At 45.3% G+C, this 20,881-nt stretch carries 14 protein-coding genes; 8 read left to right on the top strand and 6 right to left on the bottom strand.

Annotation, left to right across the window (positions count from 1 at the left end; translation table 11 throughout):
- The first annotated feature begins 192 nt into the window (after positions 1–192).
- The 6 genes from D4L85_RS15825 to D4L85_RS15800 all read left to right on the top strand — a co-directional run bounded on the left by D4L85_RS15825 (position 193) and on the right by D4L85_RS15800 (position 7,409).
- A complete protein-coding gene (locus tag D4L85_RS15825) occupies positions 193–1,419 on the top strand; it encodes a sugar MFS transporter (RefSeq protein WP_119755204.1) in 1,227 nt (408 codons plus the stop codon).
- Between the two features lie 5 nt (positions 1,420–1,424).
- Positions 1,425–3,062 (top strand): UxaA family hydrolase, encoded by a 1,638-nt coding sequence (locus D4L85_RS15820; protein WP_119755203.1) that lies wholly within the window; start codon positions 1,425–1,427, stop codon positions 3,060–3,062.
- Between the two features lie 42 nt (positions 3,063–3,104).
- Positions 3,105–3,869, top strand: a complete 765-nt coding sequence (locus tag D4L85_RS15815) for an SDR family NAD(P)-dependent oxidoreductase (RefSeq protein ID WP_119755202.1) — start codon at positions 3,105–3,107, stop codon at positions 3,867–3,869.
- An 18-nt stretch (positions 3,870–3,887) separates the two neighbouring features.
- Positions 3,888–4,751, top strand: a complete 864-nt coding sequence (locus tag D4L85_RS15810) for a fumarylacetoacetate hydrolase family protein (RefSeq protein WP_119755201.1) — start codon at positions 3,888–3,890, stop codon at positions 4,749–4,751.
- 37 nt (positions 4,752–4,788) lie between these two features.
- Complete coding sequence (locus D4L85_RS15805; RefSeq protein WP_119755200.1) at positions 4,789–5,973, top strand: alpha-hydroxy acid oxidase; 1,185 nt, start codon at positions 4,789–4,791, stop codon at positions 5,971–5,973.
- Between the two features lie 569 nt (positions 5,974–6,542).
- Complete coding sequence (locus D4L85_RS15800) at positions 6,543–7,409, top strand: type IV toxin-antitoxin system AbiEi family antitoxin domain-containing protein (RefSeq protein ID WP_119755199.1); 867 nt, start codon at positions 6,543–6,545, stop codon at positions 7,407–7,409.
- Here the strand turns inward: D4L85_RS15800 and D4L85_RS15795 are convergent.
- Positions 7,396–8,280, bottom strand: a complete 885-nt coding sequence (locus D4L85_RS15795; RefSeq protein WP_119755198.1) for a nucleotidyl transferase AbiEii/AbiGii toxin family protein — start codon at positions 8,278–8,280, stop codon at positions 7,396–7,398. The genes D4L85_RS15800 and D4L85_RS15795 overlap by 14 nt on opposite strands.
- Positions 8,281–8,387: 107 nt before the next feature.
- Here D4L85_RS15795 and D4L85_RS15790 point away from each other — a divergent pair, with 107 nt between their 5' ends.
- The gene (locus D4L85_RS15790; RefSeq protein WP_119755197.1) at positions 8,388–9,134 is read left to right on the top strand and encodes a metallophosphoesterase; all 747 of its coding nucleotides are present in this window, start codon (positions 8,388–8,390) and stop codon (positions 9,132–9,134) included.
- A gap of 383 nt (positions 9,135–9,517) precedes the next feature.
- Here D4L85_RS15790 and D4L85_RS15785 read toward each other — a convergent pair whose 3' ends face one another.
- Genes D4L85_RS15785 through D4L85_RS15775 form a run of 3 tightly spaced genes read right to left on the bottom strand, consistent with a single transcriptional unit; the run spans position 9,518 to position 15,303 of the window.
- Positions 9,518–10,570, bottom strand: a complete 1,053-nt coding sequence (locus tag D4L85_RS15785) for a fibronectin type III domain-containing protein (protein WP_119755196.1) — start codon at positions 10,568–10,570, stop codon at positions 9,518–9,520.
- A gap of 21 nt (positions 10,571–10,591) precedes the next feature.
- A complete protein-coding gene (locus D4L85_RS15780) occupies positions 10,592–12,193 on the bottom strand; it encodes a RagB/SusD family nutrient uptake outer membrane protein (RefSeq protein WP_119755195.1) in 1,602 nt (533 codons plus the stop codon).
- A gap of 11 nt (positions 12,194–12,204) precedes the next feature.
- Positions 12,205–15,303 carry a SusC/RagA family TonB-linked outer membrane protein gene (locus tag D4L85_RS15775; protein ID WP_119755194.1) on the bottom strand — a complete coding sequence of 1,033 codons (3,099 nt, stop codon included), beginning with the start codon at positions 15,301–15,303 and terminating at the stop codon, positions 12,205–12,207.
- Between the two features lie 906 nt (positions 15,304–16,209).
- On the opposite strand from D4L85_RS15775, the gene D4L85_RS15770 reads away from it, so the two are divergent.
- Complete coding sequence (locus D4L85_RS15770; protein ID WP_119755193.1) at positions 16,210–16,587, top strand: response regulator; 378 nt, start codon at positions 16,210–16,212, stop codon at positions 16,585–16,587.
- 570 nt (positions 16,588–17,157) lie between these two features.
- On the opposite strand, the gene D4L85_RS15765 is transcribed toward D4L85_RS15770, so the two are convergent.
- Positions 17,158–17,457: a hypothetical protein gene (locus tag D4L85_RS15765; RefSeq protein ID WP_119755192.1), complete on the bottom strand. Its 300-nt coding sequence runs from the start codon at positions 17,455–17,457 to the stop codon at positions 17,158–17,160.
- A gap of 1,037 nt (positions 17,458–18,494) precedes the next feature.
- Positions 18,495–19,649 carry a pectate lyase gene (pelA, locus tag D4L85_RS15760; RefSeq protein WP_160143764.1) on the bottom strand — a complete coding sequence of 385 codons (1,155 nt, stop codon included), beginning with the start codon at positions 19,647–19,649 and terminating at the stop codon, positions 18,495–18,497.
- Positions 19,650–20,881 lie beyond the last annotated feature (1,232 nt).

Genomic DNA, 20,881 nt, shown 5'->3' with positions numbered 1-20,881 from the left:
TCGACGATTGCATCCCCCATTTTGATGAATTTCCATGCCCTGTTTGACTATTTTGCCCTTCTTCCGATCATAGTGATTGGGCGACCTTTGGACCGCAATCGAATGTGATGAATGGGTGCAGGTCAACAGCTTTGGCCCAGCCATCACATGTGATGGGCCTACATAGCCCACCTAAACTTTACCCAACGCACGATGCATTTTACTTCAGACGCACCCGCCACCATACAACCACAAAAAGACTCATACTTGATTCCATTGACTTTGGTAACGAGTCTCTTCTTTTTGTGGGGCTTGGCCTATGGACTACTCGACGTATTAAACAAGCATTTCCAGGATACGCTAAACATCACGACCTCCCGTTCAACATTCCTTCAAATGGCGTATTTCGGAGCCTACTTTTTGGTTGCCCTTCCCGCCGGCATTTTCACTCACAGATTTGGATACAAAACTGGGATCATAGCAGGATTGCTGCTGTATACCGGGGGAACATTCCTTTTTTATCCAGCCGCCGAGTGGGTAAGCTTCGAATTTTTTGTCCTAGCCATGTTTGTACTGGCGAGCGGACTGGCATTTCTGGAGACCACGGCCAATGCCTACATCACAGTTCTGGGTGATTCAAAGTCCTCCGAATTTCGTCTGAATCTCTCACAGTGCTTCAACGGCATCGGTGCGTTCTTAGGGCCTATCCTGGCAGCCACCTTCTTCTTTGGCGAAAAAAGTGCTGGCAGCGGACTGGACGCTGTCAAGATGGTGTATATCATGATTGGCGCCGTGGTCTTTCTGATTGCCGTCGTTTTCAGTTTCACACACCTGCCTGAAATTGCCCCAGCCCATACGATCGCGGAGGAAGATACTCACTCAAGAAACCCATTGTTCGCGCGCCGGCATTTTCGAAATGCTGTTATCACCCAGTTCTTCTACGTCGCTGCACAGGTTGGCATTGCGGCCCTCTTTATCAACTACTGCACGGAAACCATTACCACGATTGACAATGCGCAGGCATCCTACCTGCTCTCTATCGGGCTCCTCTTGTTTACCGTTGGCCGTTTTGTCGGCACCGCACTCATGAAGCGCATAGCACCCAACACGCTGCTTTTCACCTATGCTCTACTCGCCATTCTGCTTACAGGCATTGCCCTGCTCGCCTTCGGATGGCTGTCCGTTTATGCGCTTGTTGGAACATTCTTTTTCTTATCCATCATGTTTCCAACCATTTTTGCCCTTGGCATCAAAGACCTGGGACCTGATACAAAAAGAGGATCCGCATTTATCATCATGTCCATTGCCGGTGGCGCATTCATACCATACATCATGGGAACCATAGCCGATCATTACTCTACTGCCAGCTCATACGCTGTGCCGACATTGTGTCTGACGGTAGTGGCATGGTATGGATGGAATGGACATAAAGCAAACTAACACGCATGAATACCGTATTAAAAATCGATGACCGCGACAATGTAATTACCGCTCTAACGGACCTCAAAAAAGGATCATCCATCATCGTACAGGAAAATACCTATATACTGCTTGACGATATCCCACAGAAGCACAAGTTCTTCACACAAGATCTTCAAAAGGGCGATCCTATCTTTATGTATGGCGTGCTTGTAGGAACGGCACAGGAGCACCTGCTCGCCGGAAGATTAATGACAACTTCCAACACCAAACACGCAGCACAAGCTTATTCCTATAAACCCCACAACTATCAATGGTCTCCGCCCGATGCAACACGGTTCAGTGCTCGCACCTTTCTTGGGTATCATAGGCCCGACGGCAGCGTGGGAACAGCAAACTACTGGCTTTTCATTCCCACGGTGTTTTGTGAAAATCGCAATCTGGATGTTATCCGCGAAGCACTGCATAACGAACTCGGTTATGCGATCACGGATAAATACAAATCCTTTACCCACCGCCTGGTACAAGCCCACAACAACCAAACCAACCTCGAAGACGTCGACCTCGACACCTTTACTTCCACGAACTCGCATCGCCTTTTCCAAAACATTGATGGCGTAAAATTTCTCAATCACACAGGAGGATGTGGCGGCACTAGAGAAGACGCAGCGACGCTAAGCAGACTGCTGGCGGCATATGCAGATCACCCCAACGTCGGCGGCGTGACCATCTTAAGTCTTGGATGCCAGCACCTTCAAACCAATCAACTACGTGAAGACATCCTGGCTCGAAATCCAAAATTCAATAAGCCGCTACTCATATTCGAACAGCAACAAATAAAAAGCGAGGAGCAGCTGGTCATCCAGGCGATACGAAAAACGTTTCAAGCAATGGTTGAGCTTAATAGAATTGAACGGAGACCGGCGCCACTCAATAAACTTTGCATTGGCGTCAAGTGCGGAGGAAGTGATGGCTTCAGTGGGATCTCTGCAAATCCAGCGGTAGGGTATGCGGCCGACTTACTGGTGGCACTCGGAGGCAAAGTGTTACTGGCAGAATTTCCTGAGCTCTGCGGCGTTGAACAAAATATTATTGATCGCTGTGGGGATCAGAACAGCGCTGAAAAGTTTATCCGGCTCATGAAGGAGTACGACGCCCAGGCACATGCCGTTGGCTCTGGGTTTCATATGAATCCATCACCGGGAAACATCAAAGACGGCCTGATCACAGATGCCATCAAATCGGCAGGTGCAGCCAAAAAGGCAGGTAACGCGCCCGTTGCAGAAATACTTAACTATACAGAACCGGCCACTCGTGCGGGCCTAAGCCTTGTCTGCACACCCGGCAACGATGTGGAAGCAACAACCGGGCAAGCTGCATCCGGCGCTACCTTGATTCTATTTACAACCGGACTTGGAACACCGACCGGGAACCCCGTATGCCCCACTATTAAGCTCGCCACCAACACACGCCTTGCCCAGCAAATGAACGACATCATCGACATTGACTGCGGGACCGTTATTCGAGGCAAGAAAACGATCCCGGGCCTTGGAGAGGAGATTTTGGAATACTGTATACGGGCGGCTAGCGGCGAAGTCGTTCCGAAAGCCGTTAAACTTAATCAAGATGACTTCATCCCCTGGAAGCGTGGCGTGTCATTGTGATCATATATACCTGCATAACCATCTATCCGACTACATAAAACTATGTTTGTACTAACCAACAAGAAGGCTGTCATAACAGGCGGAGCCAGCGGAATCGGCAAAGCCATTACACAGATGTTTGCCAAGCAACATGCCGAGGTCCACATCGTCGAGCTTAACCCAGATAACGCCCAGCACGTCGCTGACGAAATTAATAGCTCGGGAGGAAAGGCATTCGTGCATCGTTGCAACGTCGCCGACCAGAAAAATGTGTCGAACACATTGAGCTCCATTGGACAATTTCAGATTTTGGTAAACTCCGCTGGCGTTGCTCACATCGGCAAAGCGGATACGACCAGTGAAGAAGACTTCGACCGCCTGGTGGCCGTCAACATGAAAGGCGTCTATAATTGCCTGCATGCGGCACTGCCAGTGTTCATAAACGCAGGTGGTGGTGTCATTCTCAATGTCGCATCGATTGCTGCCTCCGTTGGCCTGCGCGACCGGTTCGCATATTCAGCTACCAAGGGAGCTGTATTAGCAATGACACTGTCGGTTGCAAAAGACTACCTCGAAAATAACATTCGCTGTAATGCGATCTCGCCAGCCCGGGTGCACACACCTTTCGTCGATGGATTTTTGAAACAGAACTATCCAGGCAACGAAAAAGAAATGTTCGAAAAACTCTCCCATTCGCAACCCATCGGAAGAATGGGCAGACCGGAGGAGATCGCGGCGCTCGCGCTTTATCTGTGCAGCGATGAAGCAGGCTTTGTTACAGGGAATGACTATCTCATCGATGGGGGATTTGTAAAACTCAACAACTAAAACCTTCAATATCATTATATGAAATTATTTCGATTTGGCCCCCTGGGCAAAGAACGTCCCGGAGTGATCATAGCACAGGCAAGGCTCGACGTCTCCAGATTTGGCGAGGATTACAATGAGCGTTTTTTTGAAAGCGATGGGCTTGCCAGGCTTGAAAAATGGCTCGGCGCGAATTTAGAAAACTGTCCTGTGGTACCGCCAGATGCCCGGCTCGGTTCCTGCATAAGCCGGCCAAGCAAAATCATCTGCGTCGGCCTTAACTATGTCCGACATGCCCATGAGACCAACGCGCCCATTCCGAAAGAACCTATACTATTCTTCAAGTCTACAACGGCATTATGCGGTCCTTACGATAACGTAGTCATTCCAAAGAGATCATTCAAAACGGATTGGGAAGTCGAACTCGCCGTCGTCATAGGCAAAGTAGCAAGACATGTTGAGGAGCGCCGTGCACTCGACTTCGTCGCCGGATACGCCTTGCATAACGACTACAGTGAACGTGCCTTTCAATTGGAACGAGGCGGCCAGTGGGTAAAAGGAAAAAGCGCCGATACCTTCGCGCCACTGGGCCCGCTGCTGGTGACCGCGGATGAAATCGAAGACCCCAACAATCTGTCCCTGTGGCTGACGGTGAATAACGAAAGGCTGCAGGACTCGACCACCAGTGACATGATATTCCCGGTACCGGTTCTAATTAGCTATATTAGCCAATTCATGACGCTCTTACCAGGGGATGTGATCTCTACTGGAACCCCTTCCGGGGTTGGACTGGGATTGAAACCCCCGCGATTCGTTCGCCCAGGCGACGTCATTGAACTCGGTATCGACAGGTTAGGCACCCAACGACAGATCGCTGTATCCTATGAGGAGCAACCTGCCTAACTGAATCTATTTGTTGGAGAATACTACAACGCAGACTATGAAATTGCAATTCGACACACGGTATCCTTCCATCGAGGATTTGCGTGAACGTGCACGACAACGCATTCCCCGTTTTGCCTTCGAATATTTGGACGGGGGCTGCAACGAGGATGTTAACCTAGAGAAGAATACGCGTGAACTGCGCGAGATAGAACTAATACCGCAGTATCTCAAGCCCTACACCACGCCTGATTTAAAGACGGAACTCTTTGGACATACCTATGATGCGCCCTTCGGAGTGGCCCCTGTAGGCCTTCAGGGCCTGATGTGGCCCGGTGCCACGGAAATTCTAGCCAAGGCAGCATACGACCATAACATCCCTTTTACACTTAGCACGGTAACGACTGCAAGCATCGAACGGGTGAGTGAATTAACCCAAGGCAGAGCTTGGTTTCAATTGTACCATCCGGCAGAAAATTCCTTGCGCGACAACATCATCAAACGACTGACCGAGGTCCAATGCCAGGTTTTGGTCTTACTCTGCGACGTTCCTTCTTTTGGATTTCGTCCGCGCGACATCCGTAACGGTTTGGCTATGCCTCCACGGATGACCCTTCAAAACATGTTACAAATTTCATTGCGGCCCACCTGGGCACTTCAAACGCTCTTTCACGGCCAACCCGAATTCGCCACACTCAAGCAGTACATGCCCAGCGGACTTAATATGTCACAACTCGGACAGTTTATGAATCGCACATTTTCTGGCCGGCTCAATGAGCAAAGAATCTCTGCCATACGCAACAAATGGAATGGCAAACTGGTCCTCAAAGGCGTGGCCAGCCTCGAGGATGCCGAGATGGCCGTCAGACTTGGTTTGGATGGCATTATTGTCTCCAATCATGGTGGCCGGCAACTCGACGCCGGTCAATCTTCCATCCGCTCTTTAGCACCAATCGTAGACAAATTTGCGAACAAGATTAAAATACTCATGGATAGCGGCGTTCGTTCTGGGCCGGACATAGCCAGAGCGCTGGCTGCCGGCGCAAACTTCACCTTTCTAGGAAGATCATTCATGTATGGCGTGGCTGCGTTGGGACCGTCTGGTGGCAATCACGTGATCTCGCTGCTCAAGACGCAACTGCAGCAAGTAATGGAACAACTGTGTTGTGAACAGGTTCAAGATCTCCCGACCCATCTTTTCATCCGTCAAAAAGCTTCTACCCTTAACCCACCATCCCATTAGCTGCTATTCCAGCCACCCGGCATAAGCGAACCAGTTCAACTGAACTCTGGTTACACGCGTTTTCCCAGTCCCTCACTTGTTCCCTGAAAACCCGGTTACTACACCATTAAACCGCAACATAGGGAAAGTGCATTGAAGTAAAAGGACGCCTTACCAAAACCCGTTTCGGTGACGCAGTTCCTATTCCACTGTGATTCGTAAAGTATATATACTTTACGAATAAATGCATTATTAGGTTTCAAACCCAGCCGCTTTATCAAAAAAATATTTCCGGGCGATTTCAGCGCCAAAGTCAATTTTAATCATTAACTTTATATAAAGTATATATACTTTATATATGTGATAGATAAAGAACTATATTTATCTCATTGCCGCTATTTTATTGGTACTATCATAGCTTTTTAGTTCTTAAAGTACTAACTTTAATAAAGTATATATACTTTATTAAAATGACTATTATCAATTACCTGCGGAACTTCCCTTCCCGAGAAAATATTTCCAGGTGCATAAGCCAAAATGTAGTTTTAAATGACTAACTTTGTAGTAAAGTATATATACTTTACTATTTTATGGCTAACAAATCCCGATTCATAATTGCGGAAAGTAGCATTAAGTCATTCTTTAAGAATGACTCGACTAAGGTTTATAGCCTTGCCCAGTTGGATCAGGTATTGGAGGATAATCGTGCTAACTGGAATCTCCCCGCCTCTATGAATGTTGAGAAATTCACCGAGAAGCTGACAAATAGCGAGATCTTGTTTAAGAATGTGTTCTACTTGGAGGGCTTAAAAGCGAATAAGGAAAGATTTCTCTCTCAGGAAGCTTCGGTTTTTCAAGTTGCTGTGTCGTTGATAAACAAATCGTACTTATCACATTACTCTGCCGTATTCCTTAATGGGTTAACCAACCAGGTCCCTAAGACTATCTACATTTCATTTGAACAAAGTAAGAAGCAGAATATTAACAGAACATTGGAGCAAAGTGCTATCAATTCAGCATTTGCCAAACCTCAGCGAAAATCTGCTAACACTACTACATTCCAGGAATATACTTTTTTGGTGCATAACGGCATGTACTCAAATCGATCCGGAGTATTTACTTTAAATGATCTTCCTGTAACCAACATCGAAAGAACATTAATAGATATCGCTGTGAGACCTGACTATGCTGGCGGCGTTGATTCAGTTCTCGAAGCATACCGACGGGCCTTGGATAAAATATCGATAAATAAACTAGTGGCCATTTTAGACCGATTTAACTTCATATACCCTTATCATCAACCAATTGGCTTTTACTTGGAAAAGGCGGGGCTTGACGCTGGAAAGCTCCGGGTTCTTCGCGAGAAGGAAATGCGATATGATTTCTATTTGACTTATGATATGATAGAAAAAGACTACGACAAAGGGTGGAGACTTTACTATCCTAAGGGAATGTAAGGCTCGCAAATTTGTTTACCACATAATCACGATAGTATTCAAAGGTCTCCAATGCTTCTGATGCGGGTAAGGTAACTACAACATCTTTCCAGTTGTCAGCATGAAAGGCACTGCCTGACTGAAGATCTTTAATAAAACCTACAGGGACTTTCTTCGCAGAAAAAATATTCTGAATCAGCTCCAGGTTTTCCGTTGTCCCCGGATCAATTTTATACTGTTCTACCATTAAATGAATATCGTAGAAGTCCTTTGCTCGGGCACGGGGACTGAAAGAAGGTACTACCTCCTTATAACGAGGCAGCTGCTGGCACAATGCGCGCACTTTCTCAAACACGATCATTTCTGGCGTATAGACGTAAATTTTAAATCCATCCACATGAGCTTCGACCTTCTTCTCAACAAACTCGAACTTACTGAATTCAAGTTCGAATTTGGGTGAGTTATCCATATTCACAGGAATTGACATCCTGCTCAATTTCTTCGGGTCTTCTTTGTTTTCCTCATAAAGGGAATTTGAAATCACTTTGAATTCGACTTTGTAACCACCCCAGAAATCGGCCACCTCTTCACGCGCAATCTTCGGCTTGGGGCCAAAACTATAGTCAATCATGGTATATCCGTCTTCATTAAAGGTCTGGGCCAACGTCCGTTCTATCCTATCGGCGATAGGTAGGTCCTTATCGAAATCACCATGATCAATTGAATAATCCAGATCAAAGGATGTTCGGGCGCCGTGGCCAATACCCTGTTGCTGATAGGACAAATCGATCGCATTGCCTCCTTTCAACACCAGTGCTTCGACCAGCTCATCATCAGAAGCCAGGGCAATAATGGCTAACCGCTTTATTCGATTTACTATGTGAATATCCATTAAGGATCGGATTAAGTTTCTTCTAAAAATATAAAATAATCAGGTTGTTTCGATCCCGTTGCTTCGTAAATTTACGAGTTTCACTATTAGTTGTTTTGATTTGATGCATGCGGATACAAGTCGTTAGTGATTTACATCAGGAGTTTGGATCTCTGGATTTCAGCTTTAATAATGCGGACTTGGTCATCTTTGCAGGCGATGTAAATCTGGGAACTAAAGGAATCGAATGGATTAAATCAGTGATCAAAGATATCCCCGTTCTTTATGTGCTCGGGAATCATGAGTATTACAAAGGAAGTTTTCCTAAGACATTAAACAGCATAAAAAGCCAATCCATTGACACGAATGTTTATGTTCTGGAAAATAACAGTATTGTTATTAACGATATTACTTTTCACGGAGCAACACTATGGACAGATTTTGCATTACTTGGCGATCCCAAAATTAATGGGAGTATCTGCCAGCAAAAAATGAACGACTACAAATATATCCGGAGGGATCCTTCTTTCTCCAAGCTTCGTTCCATTGACACCTATATTATTCATCAGGCGTCTTTGACGTGGCTCAAGTCTAGCCTAGAATTAACGACCACTGAAAAAAATGTTGTAATCACCCACCATGCACCAAGTATTAAATCGATACCCGAAAAACTAAAAGACAACATCCTCTCCAGTGCCTATGCATCCGATTTGGAATCCGTTATCTTAAAATATCAGCCACGCTACTGGATTCATGGACACATCCATACACCGGCCAACTACCAGGTCGGCAACACCACGGTACTTTGTAATCCCCATGGATATATAAATGAACCTTACAACGGCTTTGACAAAAACATGATAATCGAAATTTAAAAATATCGCTGTCTAATAAAAAACGCAACTTCAGGAAAATATCGATTTTGAGAGAAATATCCTGAGGCAGCCATTGTCAACAGTGGAGTGCTCAATAGCAAAGGCCGGAGCTGGCAAGACGCGTCCTGGCAATCGCGATACTTAAAATTATCGATGCCCCAACGGAGCGAAAAAACCATTTCCACATACAATATTGCTGGCTTCGATTTAACTGAAGTGCGTCATGATACTTAATCCGGCAAAATCCAGCGGCATCGTTGGTATCAACCAAGAAGCATTTGCCATTCATTGGAGGGGCGGTTGGTCGTCCAAAAGAAGAGGAAAACTCAATGCCCTATTTTCTATAGCATTAAGTTTCCCTTCTTTACGAACGTGCCCACCACCTACGGTGCTATATATTCGATCGCCCAATCGTCAAAAAACGCTGGATCGCCGTCTTGGTCAGGCTCGACTTTAATATTAAACGTTGATCCGGCAGTAATCAAAGCAGTCTCTATCTCGAAGGATGTCCAATCGCTCGTAGCATTGACGCGCTCCGCCCCGGAAAAGTTGGGAACCATCCAGAATCCTCCGTTCGCCTTCTTAACCTTTAGAGTGATTTTATACTTTCCGGCAACCGGAGCACCACCCCAGTCGCATAAAAGCTGGGCTTTGCCGTTTACTATTTTAAGTGCCTTTGAGGAGCCTTCATAGCCTTCTCCAGAAACAACCACCGGACTACCTTCCGTATAATAGGCGACGCCATATCCAGCCGCCGGGTCAACCCTGAACGTCCAGGGATTAATTACATAACCATCCACGTCGTTCTCAAACGTATCTATAAAAAAGTATCCTTTGTTGCCCATATCCGAGGCAAATGTAGTTGACGCACCATTATCATTAACCGCATACACCCGATACTCCACAGGCGTTACCGGAGCCTGGTTATCGGTGTACGAAGTTCCGACAAATTTCTCAGCGATGAGACTACCATCTCGATAGATATTGAAAGAGGTTGCAAACCTGCCGCCAGACCACGTAATAGTGCAGTTCTTGTAGTTACTGCCGTCAGATGCTGAAATAACGGGCGGTCGAGGCAAGATACCAGAAGGTACAGCAGAATAGCCAGAATCACTGGCATAGCGGTATGATCGCCACCCATCCCTGCTTACAGCATACACCCGATACTCTGTTAACGTATCTGGTGCAAAATCATCGACAAAGCTTGGGGAAGTCAGACTATCGGCAATCAGTTGCAAACCTCTCACCACAACATAGCTGGATGCGTCCCCGACAGCAGTCCAACTTAAGAATACAGACGTATCCCCTTTTGTCACTTCAAGACCAGTCGGAGTTGAGGGCCGATTCGGGTCATAATGTGGATCCTCTTGGCAGCCTCCTATCACCACGACCAATGCCGTTAAGAAGAAGTGTGTTTTCAGAATATAGGTGTTCATTGTTTTCTGTTTAAGTACCCATTAATATCCATCGTTTTGTCCCAGGTTTGGATTGGCATCTCTTGCAAACTGCGGTATGGGCCAAAGATAATTTCCTGAAGCAAAGACTTTCGTACTTCCAAGGTTGTACGTCTCATCGGAAGTGATTGCAGCAAATGCTTCTTCAGCAACTCCCCATCGCCGCATATCAAAATACCGTAGGCCTTCAAAAGCAAATTCCCATTTCCGTTCATTTCGGATGGCCTCCCGCATTTGACTTTGACCCAGACCACGGGGCAAAAGATCGACCCCTGCCCGGTCGCGGACCATATCCATGATCTCATAAACAGAGCCATCAACCTGCCCCAATTCTGTCTTTGCCTCAGCATACATTAACAACACATCTGTGTACCTGAGAATGATATCATCTGAATCATCTTCATTGGTCCAATTGAGTTTTATATTCTCATTCATGAAACCCTTGTTCACGTTGAATGGGTAGTCGTTCTTGAAGGTACTGTTCCATGTACCGACACTTTCAACTGTAAAAGGCAGGCCGTTCACAGTGGAATATCCGCCAATGTAAAATGTACTTTCGAAGCGTACGCCACGGTTGGCCCATGGATTGTTATCGTCGTATAGCGGAGACTCATCGGCGGGCAAGCCATCGGACATGGGAAAGGAATTGATGAATTCTGGTGCGATAGCAGAAGCCTGCCAGGATCCGTTTATTCCACTCGATGCGATGCCCGGCATATTATTGGGACCGAAAGGTGTGGAATTAGTCGCACCCTGTTTTGTCCCGTTGCCAACGAACTTAATACTAAAAAGTATCTCACCATTGTTCTCGTTATCGTTGGCAAATATTCGTGCAAAGTCAGGGAGGAACTCCACCGTTGAGCTCTTTTCAAAATCCATTAACGTCTTTGCCGCTTCAACGGTTCCATCGTAGTCCTTGATGTAAAGCAGAGCCCGCACCTTCATTCCCATAGCCGCCTGTTTGGTGGCACGTCCCCATAGATTGCTGTAGGGCAACTCGCCCAGATTTTCGATTGCAATATCAAGGTCCGGCACGACAAGATTGTTTGTAATATCCTCGACCGAGGTCCGGGGGAGCTTAGCTTCAGAAGGCGTCAATATGCGGTCGACCAGCGGCACGGCGCCGTAAACACTGGTAAGTCTCAGGTACGCAATAGCACGGACAAAATGCGCCTGTCCGATCACGTCTCTGCCCAGTTCCTCATCAAGAATATCTTTCTTGATGTTATACTGCTCGATAATCGTGTTGGCCCAATTGATCGTTTTATACGCATCTTCCCAGATAAACCCAATGCTTTCTGTGTTCGGATTGACATTGCCCCTTGAGATATCAAACCATGGGTTATGCCATGAAAACTGAAAAAACATAACATCGGCTGCAACCTCCCAGTACAATCCCCCAGAATAGGTTCCCCCTCGACCGTCGGCACTACCCGACCGTAGACCCGAATAGAGACCAGTGATAGCCTGTTCAAAATCGTTAGCATTACTAAAGAACGTTTCCTTTGACACCGCATCCTGAGGTTGCAGATCAAGAGTCTCCTGACACGCATTGAAAATCGTTGAGATAATAGTCAGTATAGATATAATTGTAATTCTTTTCATCACCCAAAAGCTTAAAGTGTAACACTTAATCCTAATTTCAAAATGCGCGCTTGTGGCAGCCCGCCCCTGGCGCTTGCTTCTCTTGTTCTTTCAGGATCAAACCCGCCGTAGTTGGTCCACGTATAGGGATTTTGTGCGCTCAGATATACCCGGATGTTACTCATGGAAAGCCGCTGCACTATATTTTTGGGGATGGTATAACTGAACACCGCATACTTAAGTCGCAGGTATGACCTATCCATTAAAAAATAAGTACTTTGGTTTTGCGTATTCGGTCCGTTGTCCACCCACAATCTTGGCTTGGAGGTGCTTGGATTTTCTGGAGTCCACCGATCTATCCATTGCTTGCCAATATTTGATCCTTGAAATGTTGGATAAAAATATTCGTTTGAACCGTATGCGTACGCATCGGCTATTCCCTGAAAGTCCGCCGATAAAGCGAACCCACCATACTCCAAGGTGATGTTTGCCCCAAACGTCCAAACCGGATACGAAGTGCCCTTGATTTGTCGGTCGTTACCATCGATAACACCATCGGGTACTCCGTTGGGTCCGCTCACATCCTGGAAAACCAAGTCGCCAGGTCCTGCCCCAAATTGCGCCGGACTGTTGTCAACCTGTTCTTGATTTTGGAAGATGCCTCCGGTCCATCCTACCAGGTAATACGAATCAATCGGATAGCCACGCGCTAAAATTTTATCGCCGTTGATATACCGGTCTGTCTCCCCGGTAGCGTCCGGATTAATGGACAGCACTTTGTTCTTGACTCGTGTGGCATTCAATCCACCGGATATTGAAAATTTATTAATCCGTTTGTCAAAATTTACCGATGCCTCAAACCCTTTATTACCAACACTAGCCAGGTTACTTACCACGGAAGAGAAGCCGGTTTCACGAGGAATCGGAGTGTTGTATAAAACGTCCGATGACTTTTTATAGAAGTAATCTGCTTCAAATTTTAGCTGACTATTGAACAGGTGAAATTCGAGACCAACATCGCTCATCGTCGTTGTCTCCCAATGCAGGTCTTCGTTGCCGTAAGTCGATGCCTTCGCTCCCGTTGCAACGCTTTCACCCCAAACATAATTAGCATCGCTGTAGGTGACCTTCGCTACATAAGGAAAATCATCGCCGAAATTCTGGTTTCCAAGTTGCCCCCAAGAGCCTCTGATCTTAAGAAAACTGATTGCTGGAACGTTGCTAAAAAAGTCTTCGTTGGTTACTACCCACCCGGCAGAAAAAGACGGAAACACTCCGTATTTGTAGTTTGCGCCAAATCTTGAGGAACCATCGCGCCGAATGTTGGCTTCGAACAAGTATTTGTCTTTATAGCTATAATCTATTCTTCCAAACTGCGACACAATTGCGCTACTGGAAATCCTGCTTTCATTGCCCACCGTCGTCGGATCACCTGCCTGGAGCACTCGGATATAGTTTGATGTAAATTGACCTCGTGACGTGCTTACATAGTTGTATGTCCTTTCCTGGGTAGTAAACCCTACCAGACCCGAAAGTGTATGATCGCCGATATGTTTGGTGTAGGCTAACTTTATATGCGGATTCAAACTATAGGTCCGCGACGACTGTACCTGTAGTGAACCAAAGCCATAAAAATCGGGCGACACACTACTCGGATTCACATTGGGATCCTGTAAGATCTCTTTGTAGCGCCAGTTTCTTGCAGTAGGTCTCCCATACCACCCGGAATAATCCCATAGCGCTACGTTGGCATTGAAGTCTGCAGCCAATTTAAGGTTGTCTATGATCTCCCACTCGGCATACATGTTACCAACAATTTCATTGGTAGTCGAGTGAATGTCATTCGATGAGAAACTAGCAAGTGGGTTGCCACCTTGAACCTGGCCGTTGAAGGTTAGCGTGGTCCAATCGGGAAGTCCGAAATAACCATCGTCCGTATATGCCGGGGTTGTTGGCGTAGCCCGCATCACATCCAGAAGTGAGTAGTCATTTATACCCCCGTTAGGCGTTCGCTGATTACCATACGTGTACCCAAAATTGGTGCCCATTTTTATCTTTGGGGTAATCTGCGTTTCGAGGTTAACGCGCGAGGTCACACGCTTGTATCTACCGTCCAGCACAATGGCTTTCTGATCCATATAGCCTAGTGACAAGTAGTAGCTAGTCTTGTCTGTGGCGCCTCTGGCGCTTACATTGTGTTCCTGAATCTGGCCCTTTTGATAAACTTCTTTCATCCAATCCGTACTTACCGCGTCCCTGTAAGAGGGAGTACTGTACAGTTCCATTACCTCATCGGAGAAAGCAGGCTGCAGATTTGAATTCGTTCTTGCTTCATTCATCAGCTGCATAAACAAGACAGGGTCTTTGATCATGTCCGGCTTGCTTTGCTTGGTGATCTGGGAAACCGACCATCCGCCATCGTATTGAAAAACCGGTTTACGGCCGATCGATCCTTTCTTGGTGGTAATCAATATTACGCCATTTGCAGCCTGCGATCCATAGATAGAGGCAGACGCCGCATCCTTGAGAACAGAAATAGATTGGATGTCACCGGGACTGAGCATATCCATTCGTTCAGTAATGACTCCATCCACAAGGATCAGGGGATTTGTGCTCCCAAGCGTTCCCAATCCTCGAATAGTAATCGTTGCCCCATCACTGCCAGCTATACCTGAACTTTGGGCAATGTTCACGCCGGCAATTTTGCCTGCTAGACTCTGCGATGCACTGGTGATTGGCTTACTTTCGATAAGGCTTTCATCGATCGAGCCAACGGATCCTGTAAGGTTTGCTTTCTTCTGGGTGCCGTAACCGACCACCACAACCTCACTAAGTCGCTGAATGTCCGGAGTCATACTAACATTGATCGACTGGCGGGTACCCACGGACACCTCCTCAGGGCTATACCCTATAAAGGAAAAAATCAGGATTCCCTCAGGCGGTACGGCAATAGTATAACTTCCGTTAGCATCGGAAGTGGTTCCGCGAGTGGTTCCTTTCAGGATGACATTTACTCCTGGCAGACCGCCACCAGTTTCATCTTTAACGGTCCCTGACACCGTATACTCTTGAGCGCTTGTCAAGAGAGGACATAACAAAAAACACCAACATAGTAAAAGTATTCCTTTCATATTTTATGGGGGATTAGATAATAAATTGAAATGAATCATAAAAAAACTCGCGAGTCTACGCGTAACAAAGTCTTTTCATAGGCAGTTAGGTTTAGTGAATTGGGAAAGAATTGTGTTGATATGATTATGGCCATTGAGCTATTGACCAGTCGCCGATTTAAAGACATCGACCAAGTACATACAGGCAAATGAAATCCCGTCGCACCTCTGGGAAGAGGTGCGTTATTTTCTGCCAGTCCTAAAGTTTTGTTGTGTTAGCTGAGTTAAATTCTCAAAACAGCGACCGATGAGGGAAGAAACGCACGACGCATATGTTCTTTTTTACACAAGACAATTAAACCTGCAAAATATCATCACCGAAATCGATTTAAATTATCAATTAACGTATCTGCGGAGGGGCCGGCACGATACATGGTATCAGCCCGCGCATAGTTTCATCACCAGAAGTCAAATATTTGTTCCCAACAGAGAGTATTACCTACAAGGATTCCTGTTACCATGGTAAAAGGGGCACGCCTCACGTTATGGCGGACCGATGGCAACCATTTCACAACCCATTGGATTCGCCCTGAGCAACCTATGGCTACATTACAAAGTTATGACTCTCTGAACGGGAAAAATAGGATCAATAACAGGGCGAAAATTCGGCATCGAAGGGATGTCATACGCTCTTCCATCCAGTAAGACTAGCGCACCGACAACGGTTGCTAGGTATGTAATCGGTCAAATTAGGGGTATAAATCCGGCAAATATTTTGAACACATGACATCTTTTCTAATTTTCAATCTTATCACTTCCAAGCACTTGTCGCCGCATTTAGCCAAGTGATAAGCGGTGCTGTCGTCATAGTCGCGTAGAAAGCTCATGCGCTATTTCAATTGAAACCAAACATACTTTAAAGGGCATATGATGAGGAATATACTATTGGTCGATGATGACGCCGTGTCCAATTTCATAAGCGAACGAATGCTGCATCGCTTTGACGCAGCTGCCAACATATTCAAAGCGGAAAATGGACGAAGAGCGCTCGAGATCCTAAATGACCCGGTGCTGAGCTTTTTTCCGGATACAATGTTTGTGGATATAAACATGCCCGTTATGGATGGATTTGATTTCATTAGAACATTTTCCGAAACGTTCGAATCGCAGTTCAACCAGGTTCAAATTGTGATACTAACCTCATCACTTGATAATTACGATCTGTTTCGTGCGGACAGGCTCGGCATTAAAAACTATCTCGTTAAACCTATCACTGAACATCACATACAAGCCCTATTTCTTTAGGCTTGCAATAAATCAAATAGGGGCATGCCAACCTATACAAATACTATAACAACCCATTCCATAAGAGCAATATTCTTGAATAGCGATGTTTACTCAACCCGCAGCAAGCTTAGGACTGATACCTAGTTTTCTGAAGCGTTCATTTCAACAATCGATGCCATGCAGACAAGATCGGACAGTCGTCGGCTCAAAAAAAGCGATAGCTCGCGGCCGAAAGTGTGCCTCAATGCCATCCTTTGTGAGCGCATTTTCAAATTGTCTATATTTCAAAAATACTCCCGAGGCATTAACTATCTCCCTAAGATCAAACCTTGAAAGCTTACTAGTTGAAAAAGAACGAATTACGGGGCTGCAAAAAAATCGGTAACCGAACTCCCCTTTCAACTGGAGTTTTACGGGAACGCAAAGACAGGAACAACACAGAACTCAGCACATCGTACATCCAAATACGATTAAGGACAAGAAGAAACTACTTGAAAAATTGATAGGAAGGGCACCAAAATAACCGTTGTTGTGATTCGCGTATTTTAAAGCTCAACATGTAAAAGCAGGTGTAACAGCCTGCTTTTTCTATTTAGGATGGTAGGGTTTGCATCTGGCCGGGGTCGCATATAGATAGATTTGCCGTTTCTCCATCCCTCTGTAATGATGGTTATACAGCAGGGTGATGTCTTTCGTGACCATCCTATATTGGCAGGAGCCAAAAAGGAAATAATCACACAGCGTGTCGGCTGGCAGATCCATGTACTTCAGGACGGCAAAATATAGGTCATCAGGTATTGGCTCATCTGCCAGCAGGTGTTGATAAATCTGTCCGCAAATAATTTTCAGGGCAAGCCATTCGGCCGCTGTCATAAACTCCCTTCCCATAAACGACTACTTTAAAAGTGGTCGTTGCTAGTACCATAACAGGTAGAAACGCAATGTAGAAAAAAACATAGTTAGTTAGTTCTGAATGGTTTTCAAAACACCATTGGAGATTCCGACTCCCGTGCCCACTTATTTCGTGACGGTATGATTACCATAAGTTAAGTAAGCATAGGTTAAATCGTGTTGGACGTAACTTCAAGATAGTCAATACGAGGGATGGTCAGTTCTCGCGGAATAAATTGTTCGATAGTCCGGAATGTTGTGGTCACGGCCGAACGAAACAAAGTGGTCAACCACGTCGGAATCGCCAATTAACCAGCATGTCGCGAACTAAGGTGTCGTCAGTTATCGCCACTGACTTCATCAGCGGTGGAAGTGACCAATTAATTTGGAACGCCATTGACAACATGTCCGCTCGTCACAAGCTTTTCGTTCATTTGTAGAGAGGCTATGCTGATCAAAGGAACAACTTGCTTCTCATTCGGCTTAGCCTCCAAATTGACTGAAATGAAATACAGCATTTGTTTTGGATAGCGATCCCAAATAATACTTATACCCGAAAAGGGATGAGTGACAACGTCCTTAAAAAGATTATATCCTAGTGAGTAAAGAAAAATCCTGGTTCGTTCGGACGGAACGCTTCATTGGGCCTGGCCCGTTTGGTATCAACATATAATTTTCCATCAATTTCACAATGCAGTTTCTTTAAGCTTTCCCTTTGTGAATCACTGTTATCATGCGACTGGCAGTATTGACAATTAATTGATCCTTTCGGTCAGCTCGAATGTGGTCGATGATTTTAAAAATATCCCGAAGTCCTCCTGGCGTTGGATGCCATACACAAACTTCGTGCTGTCCCGTTCGCTGCTCTGATAAATGATATCAAATGCCTATTCGGGTCGATGCTCCACACCAGGACAAATGATACTCCGTTTGATTTTGACTAGGGCTATTTTACCCAACTACTGTTGAGCAAACACAAAGAATATCCAAAGGATGAAGAAGGAACACCAGTCATTCATTTTAATTTCAAAAAATCATCTACGGTCAATAATTTTATTCGCCGCCTTCCATATAGGAAAATCTTTATCAAGGAGCTTTTGCGGCCAACTGCCATACCATGCATATCCGTTTCTTCTTTCATACTCTATATCGGATACACTTTTCCTTTTGATTCCATCCCGGCCGGTGAAGAAGGGCGCATTCGTTTCAATCTCATAGAACCTTGCCCAAATGACAGCGTGTGCATCAGCAACCAGTACTCTGTCTTTTTCATTTTGATAAGAAGCTCCTGTCACAGTTTCAAATTGGTATCCTTCAATCCTCGAATTCTCAAACCATTCCATGGCACTGGTGATCGCCTGCACCAACTTGGGAGATGGATTCTGTTGACGCATAAGGAATCGCACAATGCCTGCCGACTCCGAACTATTTAACGCAGCAGGTTCAAACGCACGGGCATTGGCAGGTCTCAACGTCGTAGTATCATGCTGCGCACACCAGGCCGTAAGTTTTCCATCAACCTTCACCTGCGTTAAAAGAATACACTGAACTCCGCGATCAACCGCCTTTTTACTAAGCGCAATAAGGGACGAATCTATCACTTCCATATTCTTCGTCTTATCCACGATGTCTTGCAAAATCTCCAGGTTGTTAACCATGGCATCGTCATTATAGGTGATATGGCTTGGATATCCTTTACGCACAGGATAGAATTGCGGCCACCCTCCATTGGTTTTGTATTGACCGTTGAGGATATAACGAATTCCTTTCTCTGCCGCGCGTAGATATTTTTTGTTCCCGGTGGTCTTGTAGGCTTGAATCAAATAACGGATCTCACGGCTCGTAGAATGGTTATCATACGTTGCATCACTGGCCAGCGAGTCAGCACGAATAGCGTCGGCCTCTTCATCGCTTAGCGCTTTTGAATAATCAACCTTCACCCCCTTGTGATCCTTATCGTAGAGAAATTTTGGCCACCCTCCAATACTGCGTTGGTACACCAGCATCCGGTCAGCGATGGGATCGTGAGATTGCGCTTCAACACGATTGTTTACAAGCGTTATTAGGCAGGATAGCAAGAGAATAGGCCATAGGTTCATCCCGGCAAGATACAATGTTTGAAATCCAGGGTTGATAAGAGATTCGCGAAAAAAAAACTTACAGCATGTTGCTTTAGTGCGCAATCTCATGAAACAATCGGTTGAAGCAAATAACATCTTTGGAGAATCAAAATCTTTACGTAAAATCAAAAAAATAGCATCGAAAATAAGAGAGAGATTATTAGCGTCCTGAAAATCGGAAAGAATCCTTACACGAAAAAATAGTACAATTCTATTATGCCTTTAATTACCAACCATTGGCCCTGAGATTCTTACTTTAGCGACCAGAATTTAACGTTGTGTTCAGGGATTGGCGTATTTTTAAAGCCCAACAAAAGGAGCAGGTCTAAACCACCTGCTTTTTTTGTTCTCCTAAAAGAAAAGGGTGACAAACGTCTATCCAATTCATCGAAAATTGCCAAATAAATAATCCTGTAGCGTCTACAGACGCCTCGCTAGCCATCTAATCAATCGGAATAACAAACATACTCCAACGCCAATCCACGAAACCGCCAGTACGGTTTCAACAACCCGTATTGTTTCAACACCCTGCATTTTGCCGCCAGTCAAGTTTTTCAATCAAAATTACTGTAGCATAATATAACAGCCCGGGTATCGCTACGAGTATAACAACGCCAATAATCAGGACATCTATAGTTTTGGTTTGGTTCATGTTTTGCATCAGTTGGACTACTATTAAGTAATATAATTTTGCCATGAAAAATAGTAGAATTGTACTACCCGTTTCACGGGGAAAGAGACTATTGAAAAGGGGCTTTCTTCCCGGCTGGATTACTTACCCCTTTAACTTCTGAGCGCTGGTTACTAGTACGCCCAGAAAGAAACTTAATAGATCTACTTATACAAATTATCAAACATCGTTTTCGGCTAATGTCAAAGGCAAAAATATTGCATGAAGATGTAAATGGGTGTCGCTATTTGAAGACAAAAGGGTGAACAAAAAAATAGACGTCGCCTTGTAGGTAAAGATAACAGATCCAATACGGGCGAGGTTTGTCTACTATTTTGTCCCGGGTTAAATCTGCTTGGGCACTACCATCAAGACTGCATCCTCATTATACGACTCTTAATTGCCGATTTGAGTCCGAATTCATCGAAAATTTGCCTCACATCTTTGAGCACCTTTTCGTCCCGTGTTTTTTTATTCGAACGGTGGCGTAATTGCCGATATTTCGTCCCTCATATATATATGAATATGTTAAAGAAGGTGCTTATGATTTCAGTTTAAGCCAAACTTTTAGGAATTGTTTTTCTATTTCCAATACTTTAGGCATTCGTCATTGATCATTAGGTGTTTTTCC

Origin of the sequence: Chryseolinea soli (genome assembly GCF_003589925.1) — a bacterium.
GTDB lineage: Bacteria > Bacteroidota > Bacteroidia > Cytophagales > Cyclobacteriaceae > Chryseolinea > Chryseolinea soli.
Note: the sequence above shows the minus strand (reverse complement) of the source record. Positions and strands in the feature narration are given on the sequence as shown.